This is a genomic window from Elusimicrobiota bacterium (assembly GCA_041660185.1).
In the GTDB taxonomy this organism is placed as follows: domain Bacteria; phylum Elusimicrobiota; class Elusimicrobia; order 2-01-FULL-59-12; family 2-01-FULL-59-12; genus JBAZWU01.
Map to the genome: position 1 here is coordinate 162,157 of JBAZWU010000003.1, position 17,534 is coordinate 179,690.

Below are 17,534 nucleotides of genomic sequence, written 5' to 3' on the forward strand. Positions count from 1 at the left end.
GGGGCTGGGGGGAGGCAATCAGTTTCTCGGGGCGTAAGGGTTTTGAAGTTCCATGTGGACAGTGAAAGCGTTGCTGGTGGCCGGTCCGGTTTCATCTTCGGCGGTGACGGTCACCGTGAAATCCGCACCCCCGGTGGGCAGTTCATCGTCCGGTCTCACGGCGTCGATAAATTCATCAAAGCGTCCGCGCTTGTCGGCGGTCAAAGGGCCGCTGTGGTTGATCCCTGCGCCGGTTTCAAGGTGATACGTCAAGTGGGTCAGCGAACACCCCTCTGGGATCTGAACGGCCCCGCTTAAATGCATGCGCAACGCGGGGATTTCCGAGTAACTCTTCTGTGTGGGGACCACCTGCAGGGTGACCCGGGGAGGTTGCCGACAAGCCACCTGGATGACGGCGTTGGCGGGTTCCGACCAATCACTGACCAATAGCGTTTTCTTGCCGTTCCGCTTGGCGGAGGCACGGGCACGGACCCGGTACGAGTAGGTCCCGAAGGACAGATCAAAATCGGAAAAAGTCGTTGCGGGTACGGGAAAGGAAGTTCCATCGTTTTTCAGCACTTCATAACCAAAATCGCGGAGCTGCGGAAGGCTTTCCGGTGATTGCCATTGCCAGGAAAGGGTGATCGTTTTGTTAATGACGACCGCTTGAACATTGAAAGGAGCCGGGAGGTCGTTCACCATAGGCGGCGGCTTCGCGACGACGCTGGCCGCGCCAAAAAACAGAAAGAAAAGGAGTTTAAGGCGCCAGGACGGAGACATCGGGATATTGTTCGCGCAGGCCGGGGTCCAAAGACATCGCTTTTTCAAAAGCGGTGCTCGCTTTTTTGGGATGACCGGTTTTCAGATAGAGACGGGCTAAGTTGATGGAAACCTGGGCATCGCCGGCGTCTTTTTCCAGCGCCTGTTTGTAATAATTTTCAGACGCGACCAGATCTCCCTGGATCATGGCTAGATTTCCCAGGTTGTTGTAGGACGAAGCGGCCGTCGCGGCATCGTCCCGCGCTTTAAGAAAGTATTGTCTGGCTTCCTGGTAGTGGCGAAACTCGGTGGCCAGAAACCCAAGGCGCAGCCAGGGTTCGCCGGAGTTTGGCGTTCCGGTTGTGGCTTGTTTAGCGGCCGAAAGGCTGGTCTGCCAGCGAAGATCAATCAAGGATTTCCAGTCCGCCAGGAATTTTTCCTCGATCGCTTGCCGCGTGGGCGCCTTCACTCCGGAGGCGATCTCCGGGAGAGTGGCCGGCTCGAACTGGCGCCAGGCCAGATGAATGTCCAGTGGGGTCACTTTCCCCTGCTGGGACCACCGGCGATACTGTTCCGCCCCCTGTTTCCAGGCGTCGAGGAACGGCGAACCGATCATGGTCGCCTCAACCGGCACCCAGTACGTTCCTCCATAGGGGACTACCCATCCTTCCGGGAAGCCCAGCGCCTCTTTCTGATTTTCTCCTGTATCGAACATCAGGAACAAATGCCCGGGGGCATCCAGCGCGCACGTCGTGACCGTCAGACTTTCCAGGGCGGAAGCCAGAAGAGCGACCACATCTGAGCAGTCGCCACTCTTGCGGGCCAGCGTTTCCCGGGCGAACTGCATCGAGTCGACGGTTGAGGAATCGAGCGAAACCCGATCGTACGGGTTATGGGGCCGAGGCAGATAAGAAATCCCATAAGTCCCCAGCCCTTCAAAGACAGACCAGGCCGTCATGATCGCCGAAGGCACCGGCGCGCCGCGATGGGCCTCCGCAAAAGAGGTGGCGATGGCGCGGGCAAAATCAATCACCGGGGGATCGTTGGGGGTGACAAAAGCCGCGAAACGGTCTTTCTTGTCCCAGCGGATCGTGTTGCGTGAATACAACTTAAAGGGCAGGTTTCGCGTGACTGAAAGCTCCTGATCGCCGTTGTAGTAGGTGACCTTGACCTGGGCCTGGATGGGGGTCGTTTCGGTGACCTCCAGGATCCGGTTGTTGAATGTGGCCGGGAGCGGGATCTGTTTTTCTTCCAAGGAACGCAACTCGGCGATAGCGGTTTCCGAAGGATAATCCATATACCCCTGGATCGCGAAACTCACTTTGATTTTTCGCATGGGAGACTCGCCGTTGTTGCGGATCACCACGGTCCCGAGAGGGACGCGGCTGTAGTACTTGTAGTGAGCGGAGAAAACATCCTCGATCTGAGTCGAGAGAATCTCCAGACGCGGGCCGCTGGACAGCGCGCGCGCCGATACGGCAATGGAAGCGGACGGGACGCTCGTAGCCCCTTGAACCGACTGCGCCGCAATCGTATAGGTGTAGGTTGTGTTAGCGGACAAGGCATCATCCGTCACGCTCGTGTCCACAGTTTCTTTGATTTTCTGGGGTTCCCCCAGCGGGGTGCTGCGATAAACGATATAGCGGGCCGGAAAACGGGTTTTCACGGGGTCCCACTTCAGCGACACGTAGCCTTCACCGGCCGTAGCCGATAACCCGGCCGGCGCCGGAGGTAATAACCTCATGTGAAAAGCCTGAACACGGCCCTCTTCGGCGATATACAGTTCGCCGATGTCGTTCAGGGCGAAGGAGCGGGGATGGTTTAAAAAGCCCTCCGCCTTGCCAAGACTCCCAAAGCCGCCGAGATAAACCCCCTGGGGGTCGTAAGCCAGAAGGCGACCGCGCTCCGCATCGAGCACAAAAAGGTTGCCTTCCCGATCCACCGCGACCTGGCGGGGGTCCTCCAGCACTTCCGGTCCGGCCAGGCCCAGTTCAAACAGGTACCGTCCTGACGCATTGAACGCGACAATCTTGCGATTGCCGGGGTCCGCCACATACAAACGGTCCTTATCCCAGGCGATGCTGACCGGGGTTTTCATCTGGCTGCGCTCGGATCCTTTTTCCCCCCCTGAGAATTGAAAAAGACCTTGATGGTTAAAGGCATCGAAGCGGGAATTACCGGTATTGGCGACAAAGAGAACGCCCTGGGTTGAACAGGCCAGTCCCTGCGGATTGGAGAGCTCTTCCTTTCCGAACTCTTTCAGGAGTTTTCCCTGACGGTCGATTTTGATCACCCGGTCGTTGCCCCGATCGCTGATAAAGAGCGCCCCGGAGGCCGGAGCCGTGGTTAACCCCGAAGGGGTTTTTACCGCCAGCTCCGTTTTGAGATTGATGGAAGCGGTGGTGTTGCGAGTTAAGTCGTAGGTGACAATTTCATTGCGGGAAAAAGAGAGCGTATGCAGCGCGCCATCCGGGTTCCAGGCCAGCCGGTCGGTGTCGATGGGCAAACTGGGTTTCCGGGAGACCTGTAAGCGGGCGGCTGCCACCGGGGTTAAAGCCGGGAGGGATGTTTGCCGGGACAACGCCAACAGAAGCACGCGGCGATTCTTGCTGTCGCAGACAAAAAGAAGATCATTGGCCGTGGCCAATCCTTCGATGGCGCGGAACTGACCCTCTCCGGATCCCGGCCGGCCAAACATCCCGATCGTGCGGCCTTTTGGATCCAATTCCCGAACGCGGTTAGCGCCGGTATCGGCCACATACAGCAAGCCGGAGACGTTCGTGGTCAGAGCCATCGGTTTATTAAAAGGTTTCACCCCGGGTTCTAGGCTGTTAAAGGTATGAAGCAGCTGCCCGGCGCTCGACCACTGCTCGACTTCCTTGGTTTTGACATGGGACACATAAAGATGTCCGGCCACGTCGACCGTCAGGCCGTCGATCGGGGCACCCACATCAAAAGCGTGATAGAAGATGCCGTCTTTGGAGAAAAGCTGTACGCGGGAAGCGTCTTTGTCCGCCACCAGGATGACCTCATCGCGGCTGACCGCGATGTGCCAGGGGGATCGGAACTGGCCAACGTCGGAACCGCGTTGTCCGAAGACGCTTTGCAGTTTGCCTTCCGGGGTAAAGATCTGGATCCGCGCGTTGCCGGCGTCCGCCACATAAAGGAAGCCTTCCGCGTCCACCGCCACCCCGCGGGGATTCTGAAATTCCCCGGGGAGAACCCCCTGCCGTCCCAGCGTCCGCACCCATTCCCCGGCGGCCGAGTACCCGTGAATCTGGTGATTGGCGCTGTCGCAGACCCAAAACCGGCCGACGTTGTCGACGGCGATGGCCTTCGGCGAAAAAGCTTTCAAACCGGCCGGGGCGGTTATGGATTGTTTGAGTTGAACGCTGTCAAAACCACGGGTCAGGGAAGGGATGAAAAGAAAAAGGGTCAGAAGATATGTTCGTGATTTCATCATGTCTTTTTACCAACCTTGTTTGCCAATTGCAACGTGTTGAGAAGCAGCATCGCGATCGTCATGGGGCCCACCCCTCCCGGCACGGGGGTGATGGCGGACGTTTTGGCCTGAACCGCTTCAAAGTCCACATCCCCGCAGAGCTTGCCGGAGCGGCCCCGGTTGATCCCCACATCAATGACCACCGCGCCTTCTTTGACCATAGAGGCTTTCACGAAATGAGGTTGTCCGATAGCGGCCACGAGAATATCCGCCTGCCGGCAAACGGCTTCCAGGTTGAGCGTACGGGAGTGGCACATCGTTACGGTCGCATCCAGGGCCTGCAACATCATCGCGACAGGTTTCCCCACCAGCTTAGAACGCCCTAAAACCACCGCCTGCTGTCCGGCCACCGGGATATTGGAACGCAACAGCATCTGGATGACGCCGTGCGGTGTACAGGAAAGAGGCGATTTTCCAGAGGCCATGTCCGTCCAACTCTTGTATTCGAACAACTGCCCGAGGTTATAGGGATGCAGCCCATCCGCGTCTTTCCCGGGGTCTATCATTTCCAGAAGAGGGGTCGAATCCACATTCCCCGGTAACGGGAGTTGCAGCAGAATCCCGTGCACACGTGAATCCGCATTGAGTTCTCGAATTTTCTTCCGGAGTTCTTCCGGCGTCGCCGTGGCCGGTAATTGGGCATGGATCGACGTCATGCCGACGTCCTGGCACGCTTTGATTTTGTTGGCCACGTAGGTCTGGGAGCCCGGGTTATCCCCGACGAGAATGGTCGCCAGCCCTGGCGGGCAGCGGTGGCTTCGAACGTAAAGAGCCACGCCTTCCTTAATCTCGGCCCGGATCGTCGCCGCCATTTGTTTTCCGTCCAGAAGGAGAGTCGTCATGTTAGATATCCCTCAAAAGAGAGGAGGTTCCCTGGTCGCGCAGCCCTCTCAGATGGCCCAGAATCTCCCGGGTCGAGCGGGATTTGTTCAACGTGTAAAAATGAATGCCCGGGGCGCCCTTTTGAAGAAGCTCCCGGCATTGTTGCGCCGCATAGCGAATTCCGATTCGACTCACCGCGTTCAGATCCTCCTGCACGGGCTGCAACTCTTCGGTCAGTGAGACTGGCATTGTTGCGCCGCAGAGCTGGGTGAAGCGCTGGATTTGCGAGTAGTTGGTGATGGGCATAATGCCCGCGAGGATCGGGATCTGAATGCCGATGGCCCGGGCCCTCGACACAAAATCGAAATAACGGGTGTTGTGAAAGAAAAGCTGAGTGGTAATAAAGGAAGCCCCTGTATCGACTTTTCTTTTCAGGTGCCGGAGATCCTCCTCCATGGTCGGGGCTTCCGGATGTTTTTCCGGGTAACCGGCCACTCCAAAGCAGAAGCCTTTCCGTGCCACCGTTTCAGCCAATTCATTCGCGTGCCGGAATCCATCCGGATGGGACACAAAAGCCGTTTGTCCCCGCGGCGGATCCCCGCGCAGGGCCAGGATGTTTTCAATCCCGTTATCGGTAAATTCCTGGAGAATATCCCGGATCTCGGTTTTGGAGTGTCCCACACACGTGAGGTGCGCGACCGGTTCAATGCCGATGTCCCGTTTGATCCGGGTGACGAGTTCCAGGGTTTTGCGGCGCGTGCTCCCCCCGGCACCATAGGTGACGGAGACGAAATCAGGCTGCAGCTGCTTCAGGTCCCGGATCACGGCCATGAGGTCCGCCGCCGAGGGGTCATCTTTCGGCGGGAAAAATTCGAAAGAGAACAGCGGCCGCCCGGCCGTCAGAAGCTGTGAAATTTTCATGCGTGAATCCCCAGTTTTTCCGTTACGATTTCAAGGTTCTCGACATCCTCTCGATTGTACCGCAAGAGGAGATCCAGCGCATCACAGCAGGACGCTTTGGACGGCTCCGAAACGGGCGGTTCATGACGTACATGGGTTGCCCAGAGGGTCATTGCTTGAAGCCCGTCCACGCCCTCCGTATCCCGATGTATCCCGAGTTGCCGTTCGACGGATTTCAGCCCGCCCTTCAGTTTGGCGCGAAGGCAGTCGTGCATGAGATCCCGATGCCGGCAGACCTTCCGGAGATCAAGTCCCAGAAACCGTTCGATCACCGGCAGATCAAAGCGGCTCCCATTGTAAGTGAACAGGCAACTGACCCCGATCAGCGCTTCCTGCAGCGCCTTCCGTGTAATTCTCGGAGCCACCAGCTGGGTGGTTCCTGTCTCCCGGCGATAAATACCAATCACGGTGATGGTGCGGTCCCAGGCGGTTTCGATATCGAGATAGGCAAAAGACATATTTGAGTTTCAAAAACAGATCGATTTTGATTTGGCCGGAACAACGATCATAGCTTTTTCGGATGCGATCGCGTAGCGGATCCGACGGACGGATCCGCGGCAGGGTTCCCCGTCTTCTTGCGGCCACAGATCGTTCTGGGCTTCGAACTCGATCTCGCGGACGCGCAGGGAGACCATCTGTCGGGTGGAAACGGGCCGCCCCAACCGTCCCTTCAGGAGAAGGGAAACCAGCTTCCATTTGGGCATCGCGGGGAGCAGAAAGACATCCAGCAGCCCATCATTGGCGCGAATCGCCTTTGAAAAATATAGGCCGCCCGAGAAAAAGGGATTGTTGCAAACCAGCGCCATGAAAAAAGTTCCCATAACGGTCCCCTGGTCCCATCGGGCCCGGAGTGAAATCGGACAAAAGCTTCGCAGTGTTTTCAAGGCGCGGGGCCTTTTTTTAGGCTCATTTCCGGCGGACGCCGGGGGGAGGTCCAGTTGCCGGCCAAATCCGGCATTATTGAAAAACAGCTGGTGGTTGGCCCACGCCAGATCCATCGCGCGGGTTTTTCCGGTGCAGGCCAGTTCGAAGGCCGCGGCAGGGCGTTTCCGGCGAAGTCTTAACGTGCGGGCAAAATCATTGCAGGTCCCCCCCGGCACGACGGCGATCTCCATGGAAGAGAGACGATTGAGCCGCTGAAGCTCGTTCAGGACACGGTGCAAGGTCCCATCGCCGCCGAGCACGACCAAGCGGGAGCATCCGTCTTCGATCATCTGGCGGATGAGGTGTTCCGTGGTATCGGGGTGTTGGCGGTCGACGGCCCCAAACCGGTGATCCCATCCATGACGCCGGGCGATTTGGGTGGCCAGTTTCTGGTGACTGGCCAGCCGACGGGGGTCGGATGGATTCAATAAAAAGAAAATCTTCAATTAAACGATTCGGGGCGTTTGAATTTCGGTGGCGCTTGGATGGCCGGTTCATTCAAGTAATCCCAGAGGCGGGACCAGAACGACGGATGAGACGAGACGGGATACTGGAGATATCGGCCCGCGCGTAATCGGCTCTGCGGGCCGGGTTTCTTTTGACGTTCCTGAAGGGTTTTCTGGAGCATGTGGAGCGTGGCGTTGTAATCCTGGATGTGGGTGTTCCAATCGCGTGCCAGGGACTGCCAGGTCTGTTCAAGTTGTTCCAGCGACGGTCCCAGAGACTGCTTAATGTCCGTCATCAGACTCGGGGAAAACTGGTTCCATTTGACGGCGCGGGATTCAAGATCCTGCAGCGTTTCACGAAGATGGTTCAAATCCTCTGCGATGGGAGTGACCGTAGAAGAAGGAAGGGGGGCCCCATCCATGGCGACGATTCTCATGGCTCTTATTGTAGATCGGAGCGGCGGTCAAAGTCTATGAGGGAAATCGGTTTTTAGGCGGCTTTCCCCAGCGGCTTCTTGGCCGGACGCAGCCAAAGAAGCAGGGTTTGCATTTCGTGCATCTGCTGACGAATAGCCGTTATCGCCTGCACGGTTTGCGGAGACAGGGGGCCGCCCGTCGTCATCGTCACATCGGAAGAGACGGTTTTCGCTTGTTGAAGTTCGTTCGACAAAGCGGCCATCTCGGATTCCTTTTCCGCCAATTTTGATTTCAGTTCCTCCAGCAGGGCGCCGCCTTTATCGGCCCATTCCGTCTTCATCTGGTCCCACTCGGATTCTTTAGCGGCCCATTCGGTTTCTTTCTCGGACCATTGCGCGCTCTGCTGATTGAAGTCGTCCTCTTTTTCGGACCATTCAGTTTCCTTCTGTTGAAGCATCGTCAGCCGCTGCTCGAGCTCCTGTTCCCGGGCTTTGACTTCCACTTGCAATTCGAGGAGCTGGCCATTGTTGCGGCGAAGGTCTTCCATCTCTGCCTTGGCTTGCGCCTGAAAGGTGAATAATTCTTTCAACATCCGGCCTGCTTTCAGCAAACTGGCGGATTGATGCTGGAGCGTTTCCTGGACGGGAGTGAGCGTCTGCAGCGCTTGGCGGGCTTCGTTGGTTTTGTCTTCGAGTGCCTGGGTGGCTTTTTCATAGCCCTCCCGGAGCGTGGCTTCGCGGAGCTGCGCTTCGGCCAACCGATGGAGGAATTCCTTGGTTTGGCTTTCGCGCTCCCCCTGCGACCGTTTGGTTTCTTCAGCCGAGAACGCCTTCTGCCGGTCGAGCGTTTTTCGCGTTTCCTGCAGATCGTGTTCCAGCTGTGCTATTTTGCCGATCTGCGCCTCATGCTGTTCGGTCATCTGCTGCAGCTGTGTCTGCAGGTCGGAAGAACTTTCTTCCGTGCGCTGCTGATCCTCCTGCGCCCGTTTCATTTCTTCAACCCACATCGCTTTCTGCCGGTCCAGCGTGTTCCGGGTCTCCTGAAGCTCCCGTTCCTTCGCCTCCATCCGGACGATCAGGGAATTCTGCGCCTCTTCCGTCTGCTGAAGTTGCGCTTGCAGGCCGGTGATGTCCCGCTCAGCGGCCCCCCGGTCTTCGGCTGCGCGTTGGAGCTGCCCCTGCAGCTGTGCGAGTTCCTGGGTCAAGCGCTGTTGTTCGAAACCCCGTTGGGATTCCGCCGCTTGTTTGGCTTCCTGGGCTTGGGTGATCTGTGTTTTGAGATCCCGCACGGTTCGCTGAGAGTCGTCTTCCCACTTCCGGAGCTCGCTTTCCATCTGATCTTTGTAGAGAAGAGGCATTTCGCGTTCGGCGCTTTCCTTGGCTTCGCGCCGGATGCGTTCCGTTTCCGCCTGCCAGTGGGATCGTTCCACTTCCAGGTCGCGCCGGGCCTGGGAAATTTCCATCTGCTGCCGGGCGATCTCTTCCTCCCGGTGAAGGAGCGTGTTGCGCAGGCCGTCTTTTTCCGTCCGGATCTGGGCAATCGCGTTCTCCCAGTGTTGGGCGCGCTCCTGATCCCGCCGGGCAAATTCGCGCTTCAGCTCGTCACTCTGCGCCGCCATCTGGCCCTGCCACCGGTTGCGGTCTTCCTGGTACTGCGCTTCCATCTGGTGCAGCTGATTTTGAAGCAAAGCAATCTGGGCTTTCCAGCTGGAGGCTTCACGCATCTGGCTTTCAATCTGCGACTGCAGGAGCCTGACTTCGCCTTGGGTCTTCTGTTCCAGGGCTCGGCGCTCTTCCTGCGAGGATTCTTTTATTTCTTCAATCGCTTCGTCTTTCTCCTCTAGATGGCCCTTCATGGTTTCCAACTCCAGCTGCAGCTGCCGCCGGAGCTGCGCCATTTCCTCGTCCTTCTGGCGGAGGGCCTGGGCCCAGTGATTTTTCTCATCCTGGTAGCGCTGCTCAAAATCATGGAGACGCCGGGTCAGGGTTTGTTCCACCTCGTGTTCCACCGTTTCGCGCTCTTTGAGCTGATTTTTGAGCGCGCCCATCCAGGTTTCGCGCTCTTCCGCAATCCGCCGCTCCAGTTCTTTCAGCTGCGATTCCGCCTTGCTCCGGGACTCGTGGAGTTCCTGCTCATATTTTTCCCGGCGAAGTTTTTCCTGCATCTCGCGCAGTTGTTGTTCCACCTTGCCGGCCAGCGCTTCCTCTTCTCTGGCTTTGAGGGATTGGAGAATCACTTTCTCATGCTCGTCTTTGAGCTGCCGCTGGAGTTCGTTAACATGGTCTTCCAGTGTTTTCTTGGAATTCTCCTGTTCCTGAAAACGGCGATCCATTTCCTGCAGGCGCTGCTCAATTCCCGAGGGCGCGGCCATCGGCGGCATCCCCGGAGGCATGGCGGGCGGCATCGCGGTTTTGGGAGGGGCCTGCAGCCCCGGCATTCCCATCAGCGGCAGGCCAGGGGTTGTTGATAGTCCCGCCGTGGCGGCCGGCGTCGTCATCGGCGGCAGAGGCGCTCCCCCGGAGGATCGGGCAGGAGGAGGCGGCGGCACGGGCTTCGACGATCGAGAAGGCGGTGGCGGCGGAACAGGATAGTTATCAGACATGGTAATCTCCTAGGAGGCCTTTTTGTCTTTCAGAATAATGGCGGCCCGCAGTCGTTCAACCCACGTAATCAACTGGGTATTTCCAGGATCTTCGTTCAGGGCGCGTTCAGCGATCGCTGCCGCTTCCTGGTAATTCCCCAGCGCATGATGGCTGAGGGCTAAATATTGATACGCGGCCCCCAGCCGGGGGTCTTTGGCCAGGCACTCTTCAAAGGCCCGGATCGCCTCGGCCCATTGCTGGGATTGGTAAAATTGAACACCGATTTCAAACGCGGACCAAGTGGCGCCGTGCACGGGTTCCATTTTCCCGGAGCCCGCCGTCCGCGCCTGGCGCAGCCGTTCCACTTTTTTTCGCAAATCGTCCGCCAGTTCCCTGGCCCGGTCTTTCGCTTCGCTCATCAGGACGTCCCGGTTCTCCAGGGCGGCCTGAAGGCCCGTTGTTTCCGACTCGCAGCCCGCCAGGAGCGCCTCGTGCTGCCGGCAGAGGTCGTCGCGCTGCGCGATGGCCTGGCGCAGAGCCGCTTCCAGTTTTTCCTGCTCCATCTGAAGCGACGCTTTGGCCGCGCCGTGCAGCGTATTTTCCGACTGGCTCAGCGCGTTGTCCCGGGCCTGAAGTTCCGCCAGTTCCGATCCGCGTTTAGTGATAATCGTTTCCAGACGCCTTCGTTCCGCCGCAAAATGAACGCGGGACTGTTCCAATTCATCTTTGAGCTGCTTGCGCTGGCCCTGCAGATCTTTCTCGCGCCGTTTGATCTCGTCCTGAAGCCGTTTGTCCCGCATGGACAGCCGCGTCTTCAGCATTTTGACATCGTCCTCTTTGGCGTGCAGTTTGGAGGCGCGCAAGCTCTTTTCCTGCTCATAGAGGCTGCTCAGCATGGCGAGGCGGTCGCGCAAGGGCTGGAGATCCTTTTCCGCTTGGCCTCTCAGGCGTTCCTGAAGGCTGGCGGCTTCCGATTCTTTAAAGGCAATCTGCATCCGGAGCTGGGCCATCGCTTCTTCGGTATGGCGCACTTCCTGCTCGCAGCGTCCCTGAAGGTCCAGCACACTCTGTTCCAGGCGCACTTTTTCCTGCTGCAGGTTCTGTTTTTCCATCTGCCACTGCTCCAGCGTGGCATGCCACTCTGTTTCCGAGGTGGATTCCTGGCTTTCAATTTCTTCGGTGGTCCGCTGCACGTCCTCGTCCTTGTCCGCCAGGCGGTGGCGGTAATCCGCCTCGGCCTCTTCGATGGCTTTTTCCTGGAAACGGATCTTATCGAGAAGCGCCCGGCGCTCCTCTTCATGGGTGTGTTCCAGCGACTGAGCGTCGTTCTTAATCCGCAGCTCCCACTGCGTCAGATCCTGCCGCAGGTCGTCGATTTCCTTTGATTTTTCCTTGCGAAGCGTTTCCCAGTTGTCGTGCGCCTGGGTCATGTGGGTTTTGAGCTGGTCGATCTGGGCGCGCAGGGCTTCATTGGTCCCGCGCCACGAGTTCACCTTCTGGTTGAACTCTTCGCTTAAAATCTGGAGCCGCTGCTTGGAACGGGTGATGATCGTCTGGAGCTCGTTGTCCCGGGACGCCAGGGTGGACTCCTGGGATTTACGCTCCTCCTGGATCTGTCGCTGCAGCTGGGCGATGCTGTCCTGCAGCTTTTTCTTCTCAGCCTCAAAAACACCGGTGCGCTGCGCCAGTTCCTGATCCCGCTGTTGTTTCGCCTGGCCAATTTCGTTTTCCAGTATTTGAATTTCTTTTTGACGCCCGGTCAGCTGGCGTTCCGAGACATCCTTGTGGTCTTTCAGTTTCCATTCGATTTCTTCTTTGGCTTTTTCCAGCTGGAAGCGTTCTTCAGCAAATTGTTTGGCCAGCCGGTCCAATTCCCCCTGCCGGTCCGCTTCTTTGGCGAGCAGATTGGACTGCAGCGCGGCGATCTGCGAATCCGCGTCCGCCAGCTTTTTGGCGGATTCTTCTTTGAGCGCGGCCAACGCCGTCCGAAGCATGCCCTCTTTTTCGTGCCCGCGGCGCTCGAGCGTGGCCATGGCCCGGTCGTAACGGGCCAGCAGGTGCTGGTGTTTGGCCTGCTGTTGGACCATCTCCTGCTGCAGCTGGGCGATCATCTCTTCGCGCGCGCGCATATCCGCCGGGAAATTTTCCCGCGCCTGTTTGAGTTCGGACTCCATCTGACTGATCATGTCCTGAAGCGTCCGGGTCCGCACGGTGGCGTTATGGATCATTTCGCGGCGCCGGGCTTCATGCGCCACCGCCTCCTGCCGGATCTGGTCTTCTAATTGCTCGATCTGGAACCGTTTGCTCGTCAGGGTTTCCTGCGCGGCCTGCGCGGTCGCCTCCTGCTCGGAGCGGAGGCTTTCGAGAGACGCTTTCGCCTTGGCCCGTTCCTGCCGGAAGCGGTTCTCCAACTGATCATGCTGTTCCCGCTCCTGCTCGGTGAGTTTCTGAGACTCGCTCTGGCAGTCCTGCAGCTCCTGGGCTACGCCGCTGAGGCGCTGCTCCTGCTCGGTGCGTTCCTGTTCTAAACTTTGAAGAAGGGCCTGCCGCTGCTGTTCCAGCGGCTGCACCTGCTGTTCGAGCTGCTGCTGCTCCCGTTCGATCGTCTGCTGATGGAGCGCTTCCTGCCGTCGCAGCTCCTCCTCGAGTGCTTTGATTTCCTGCTCTTTCCGGCTGATCTCGGATTGCCAATGCGCGCGCACCCGGTCGATTTCCGCCTGCGCGCCGGCCAACTGCTTCTCCGCGGCGACCCGCTCGGACTCCAGCATCTGTTCTTTTGAGCGCACGGCTGCCACGAGATCCTGCTGTTTCTGCGTCAGCGTCTGGCGGAGAACGCTGAGCTGGGTGGCTTTCCCCTGCAGAAGGGCCTTGGCCTGCTCCCGGGCCTGGGCCAGATTGGTTTCGAGCGCTTGAATCTGTGTCCGCAACGCATCGGAATCTGTTTGAATCGATTGTTTTTTGGCGGCCAGGCTCTGTTCCAGAAGAAGCGGCAGCGCCTGGATCTTTTGGACGATTCCTGATCGTTCCTTTTCCTTGGCTTTCAAGACCCCCTGAATCTTGGATTCTTCGTCCCGCTTGGCGTTCAGAAAAGCGTCCAGGGCCTGGCGCCGTTCATCCAGGCGTTTGCGCAGCCGCTCTTCCTGTTCCGAGGCGGTCCGGGCGAGCGCTGTTTCCTTCTCGTGGTAATCCTTTTCCAGGGTTTCTACGGCCAGGCCATACTCTTTTTCGGTCTTGTCGGCGTTCTCGTGCACGCGCTGGAGGTCGCGCTCGAGGGCTCGCAAACGGGTCCGGAGCGCCTCGACTTGCCGGTTAAAAAGGTCTTCTTCGGATGCAAAACGTTTGCGCAGCTCGGCTTCCTGGGGCGCGGTGATGGCCTGAGCTTCCTTGAGGGACTGATCTTTGAGTACCAGTTCTTCCTGCCAGCGGCGCCGCATGACGTCGAGTTCCTGCTCGGCTTCAACGCGTTTCTTTTCCAGGGTCAAAATTTCCGTTTGGATCATCGCTTCTTCGGCTTCGGTCCGCTGCTTCAGTTCCGCGACCCGGTTTTTATGAGCGGTTTCCAGGGCGGTCTGCTCGTCCTTGAGCTGGCGGCTGCGTTCCTCGTGATGCGCCTGCGCTTCCCGGTACTGCTCGTCCAGGGTCTGCAGCTGGGTGCTCAGGGTTTCTTTTTCCTTCCCGAGCGTTCCCAGGCGCTGCGCGTAATCCGCTTCCACCTCCCGGAGCTTTGTCCGGACCTCGTCCTTCAGGGTTTTAATCGCGGCATCCTTTTCATCGAGCTGCTTTTGCCAGGCCTGCAGTTCTTCTTGAAGCTGGTGCTGGAGGGCCTGTGTCTGGTGGGTCAGGGAGCCGATCGATTCCTGCGAGATTTTCTGAGCCTGCTCCAGCCGGCCCTTCGCGTCGCTTTCCGCCAGCATCAGTTTGACCTTTAATTGCTGGACCTGCTCCTCGCGTGACTGAACCAGCTGCTGCCAGCTTTGGCTTTCCTTGCCGAGATGGGTTTTTAAGGTCGACACTTTTTCGTTGGCCCGTTCCTGCCGCCGTTTCATGTCCTGCAGCCGCCGTTCTTGTTCCAGCTGCCAGGCCGCCAGACGTTCCTGGAAAGTCGTATGAAGACGCAGGCGCTCGTCTTCCTTCGCTTTCATCGTTTCTTCCCACTGCTTGCGTTTCTCCGTCCATTGCCGTTCGAGTTCGTGCAGGCGTGTCTGCCAGAGTTCCTGGGCGGCTTGACGCTGCTGCTCCTGCTGCTGCATCTCCGCTTCCAGGCCCGCTTCCCGTTTAGACAATTCCTGTTTGAGCGCGAGCAGCTCATCATCCTTTGATTGAAGAAGCGTGCGCCATTTCTGCCGTTCTTCCGCCAGCTGGGCTTCCTGCTCCTGCAGCATTTTCTCCGCGTGTTCGACGCTTTCCTGCTGGGCGGACAGGGTCTGATCAAAAGCCGCTTTTTCTTCGATGTGGCCTGCTTCGACCTGCCGGTTCGCCTGGGTCAGCGCCTTTTCGCGCTCGTTGAGCTGCCGGTTCCAGGCGGATTGGTCTTCCTGGAGTTTCCTTTCGAGAAACTTGATTTCACGTTCGGCATCCTGCTGCAGGAATTGCAATGTCTGCTGCTGGGAATCCCGCCGCGTTTTAGCGGAAACTTCTGATTTTTCTAGGGCAATCCGGATGGATTGAATCTCCTTATCCAAAGCCTGTAAATGAGCCGCGCCTTCGGTTTTTTCCTGCGAGATCAGCCGGTCCACTTCTTCCAGAGTGGCCGAAAGTTTTGGCAGATCGGTTGGTGTGTTGGAGAGAGCCGCGGACGCCGCCGCGTCCGAAGGAGACGGTTTCTCGGATTTTTGCCCCTTTTTAGGGATCATGGCTCGAAAGCGGTCAGAGAGTGACATGGGCGAGATGAGTTTAGTCTGATTTAACGCGGTTTCAAGGATTAATTTACAGGTGAGGGAGATTCGTCTCCAGCGTCTTGATTTCTTCTAAAAATCAACTCGAATTGAAATGGGGACTTTTGACCAATTTTTTGGGTTTTGTTATCGGTCGCCGGCCGAGGGAGTCTTCTTCCTTATTATTCAGGCCGTAGCTGTTTCAGGAATTCAGGAGTTTCCTTGTCAGCCGGATCGATTTCAATCACCCGGTTCCACAGTTTATGGGCGCGGATGTGGTCATCGAGCAGGAAGAAGGCGGAGCCCATGATCTTGAGTGCCGTGACATCGTTGGGATTCAGGTCCAGAATGTCCTGGCATTTTTTAATGGCGATATCGTATTTGCCTTCCAGAATCGCCTGGCGGGCATCGAACACTTTCTGGTCGACCGGCGTAAAGAGCTCCGGACCTTTCGGCGCTTCCGTCTTATCCATGCCCGCTTCCGTCTCGATATTGTTCAGCAGAGAAAGCAGTTTCTCGTTGCGCGGGTCTTTAAAGTAGGCCTGCCGCAGGGCGGCCACGGTGTCCTTCAGGTTGCCGTTTACATAGGAAAGGACGCCTTTGCGGGTCATGGCGGCCGCCTCTTCGTTCCCCATGGCGCTCGGCACAGCCGCGATCACTTTCTGGAATTTCTCGACGAGCTTCTGAACGTTCTTATCCGACGGATCAACATCCAGGGCGGCCTGAAGCTGTTCCTGGACCACCAGGAAGTTGCCGGACTGGGCCGAGGCGTAGGCTTTCTGCACAAGTTGATGCACATTCTCTTCGCGGCGTTCCAGGACTGAGCGGCCGAACTTCCAGGTCAGGCCGATGCGCGTCGCCGTGCCCAGCGTGTGCAGCCCCAGCGAATAATCGAAGGTAATACTCTTGAGGGTATAGCCGAATCCCACATCGGTTTCCTGGAACCCCTCTCCCTGGAGGCCCTGAATGCCGAAGCGCCCTTTAAAATTCTTGGTGAAGCCGAACTCGCTGCCAAAGTGCCAGCCCGCGTTGGCATTAATATTTTTGTCGATGTCAAAGGCCAGCAGCAGCCGTTTCTTGAAGAATTGATCAGAGGCGCCGAAGCGGAAAACCAACGGCATCTTATCCTCGGTGTCCCCCGACACCTTGGCATACACATTGCGGATCGTGAGCCCCAGGCGGCGCCGGCCGTCTTTCATGTCGATCAGGGTCGATAGATCGGCCACCATCGAAGAGTCGGACGAGTAGTCCACGCTGCGGGAAATCTGCCGCAGGGCCGTCCCAATGGCCACATGGTCGACCACTTTCCGCCCGTACGAAAAGCCGATCGCCTGTTCTTGAACGGCAAACGTGCCGGCCTCGCTCACGCTGGTAAACTGCTGGGTGGGCTGGTCTACCGTGACATTGACGCGCTCAAATCCGGAATTGGCCAGTTTCGTCAGGCTCAAGCCCCAGGCGCTGCCGCCTTTTTTGGAAGGTATCACGAAGGAATAGAAATCGTAGGTGGTGTCTGCAAACAGGGTGGCTTTGAGCAGAGTCAATTCTTTGCGGGTGATCTGGGAAAGTCCGGCCGGGTTCCAGTACGTGGCGCTGGCATCATCGGCGACTCCCACAAACGCGGCACCCATCGCTAAACTGCGGGCCCCGGCGCCGTAGGAGAGAAAGGCGCCCGGCTGGCCGCCGGTGGCGGTGGCTGAAACGAAAGAAGGGCTTGTCGTTGCGAGGAGCGTAGCGACGAAGCAATCTGCCAGGACAGATCGCCACGGTCGCCTTGGGAGACCCTGCCTGCCGGCAGGCAGGCTCGCGATGACGTCATAGACAAAAAGAAACGTATCCTCCACATAGATGGAGAATACGCGCTCGACCGATCGATAGGTCTTTGAGCAATTCATATTTTTTCGGTAACCCCGCTAACCTCGGCTTGCAGCCGGTGGGTCCGGAGGCTTTGCGTCGCCTGATTCCTCAGACTTTGCCTTTATCGTTTTGTGTACGCCCCGTACTACGCTCTTAGTATAAGATCGAACAGATTTTTCGCCACAAAAATGTTTGATGGTTAAGAGAAATTTTATCCCCCCATGCTCAATAATAGGTCATTAATATTAGATTGATTTATAGACATGTTTTTGCCTATGTATGTAAATTGATTTTTAGTGTCGATTCGAGTGATCATGGGAATTTGTGCGTTCGGTTGCATCTCGCTGGAGGTGTTTTCTTTTTGTTTCCTCAGAAAACCATTGAAATCCGGAAAAAGGCGCGAGGGAATAATGGT

The 17,534-nt window shown here is 57.6% G+C and carries 10 protein-coding genes and 1 riboswitch; all 10 genes read right to left on the minus strand.

Annotated elements, in window-relative coordinates:
* Window positions 1–18: 18 nt before the first annotated feature.
* Complete coding sequence (locus WC859_04360) at window positions 19–759, minus strand: hypothetical protein (protein MFA5975380.1); 741 nt, start codon at window positions 757–759, stop codon at window positions 19–21.
* Window positions 737–4,198 (minus strand): tetratricopeptide repeat protein, encoded by a 3,462-nt coding sequence (locus WC859_04365; protein ID MFA5975381.1) that lies wholly within the window; start codon window positions 4,196–4,198, stop codon window positions 737–739. Before WC859_04365 ends, WC859_04360 begins: the two co-directional genes overlap by 23 nt.
* Complete coding sequence (gene folD / locus WC859_04370) at window positions 4,198–5,082, minus strand: bifunctional methylenetetrahydrofolate dehydrogenase/methenyltetrahydrofolate cyclohydrolase FolD (protein ID MFA5975382.1); 885 nt, start codon at window positions 5,080–5,082, stop codon at window positions 4,198–4,200. The genes WC859_04365 and folD overlap by 1 nt, the downstream gene beginning before the upstream one ends.
* Before the next feature lies 1 nt (window position 5,083).
* A complete protein-coding gene (metF, locus tag WC859_04375; protein MFA5975383.1) occupies window positions 5,084–5,983 on the minus strand; it encodes a methylenetetrahydrofolate reductase [NAD(P)H] in 900 nt (299 codons plus the stop codon).
* A complete protein-coding gene (locus tag WC859_04380) occupies window positions 5,980–6,480 on the minus strand; it encodes a ribonuclease H-like domain-containing protein (GenBank protein MFA5975384.1) in 501 nt (166 codons plus the stop codon). Before WC859_04380 ends, metF begins: the two co-directional genes overlap by 4 nt.
* A 9-nt stretch (window positions 6,481–6,489) precedes the next feature.
* Window positions 6,490–7,392 (minus strand): diacylglycerol kinase family protein, encoded by a 903-nt coding sequence (locus WC859_04385; GenBank protein MFA5975385.1) that lies wholly within the window; start codon window positions 7,390–7,392, stop codon window positions 6,490–6,492.
* Window positions 7,389–7,829 (minus strand): hypothetical protein, encoded by a 441-nt coding sequence (locus tag WC859_04390; protein MFA5975386.1) that lies wholly within the window; start codon window positions 7,827–7,829, stop codon window positions 7,389–7,391. The genes WC859_04385 and WC859_04390 overlap by 4 nt, the downstream gene beginning before the upstream one ends.
* A gap of 53 nt (window positions 7,830–7,882) precedes the next feature.
* Window positions 7,883–10,411, minus strand: coding sequence for a hypothetical protein (locus WC859_04395; GenBank protein MFA5975387.1), 2,529 nt, complete (start codon window positions 10,409–10,411; stop codon window positions 7,883–7,885).
* 9 nt (window positions 10,412–10,420) lie between these two features.
* Window positions 10,421–15,271: a tetratricopeptide repeat protein gene (locus WC859_04400; protein MFA5975388.1), complete on the minus strand. Its 4,851-nt coding sequence runs from the start codon at window positions 15,269–15,271 to the stop codon at window positions 10,421–10,423.
* Window positions 15,272–15,447: 176 nt separating this feature from the next.
* A complete protein-coding gene (locus tag WC859_04405; GenBank protein ID MFA5975389.1) occupies window positions 15,448–17,157 on the minus strand; it encodes a PorV/PorQ family protein in 1,710 nt (569 codons plus the stop codon).
* Window positions 17,158–17,162: 5 nt separating this feature from the next.
* Window positions 17,163–17,249: riboswitch (cyclic di-GMP riboswitch) on the minus strand.
* Window positions 17,250–17,534: the final 285 nt, after the last annotated feature.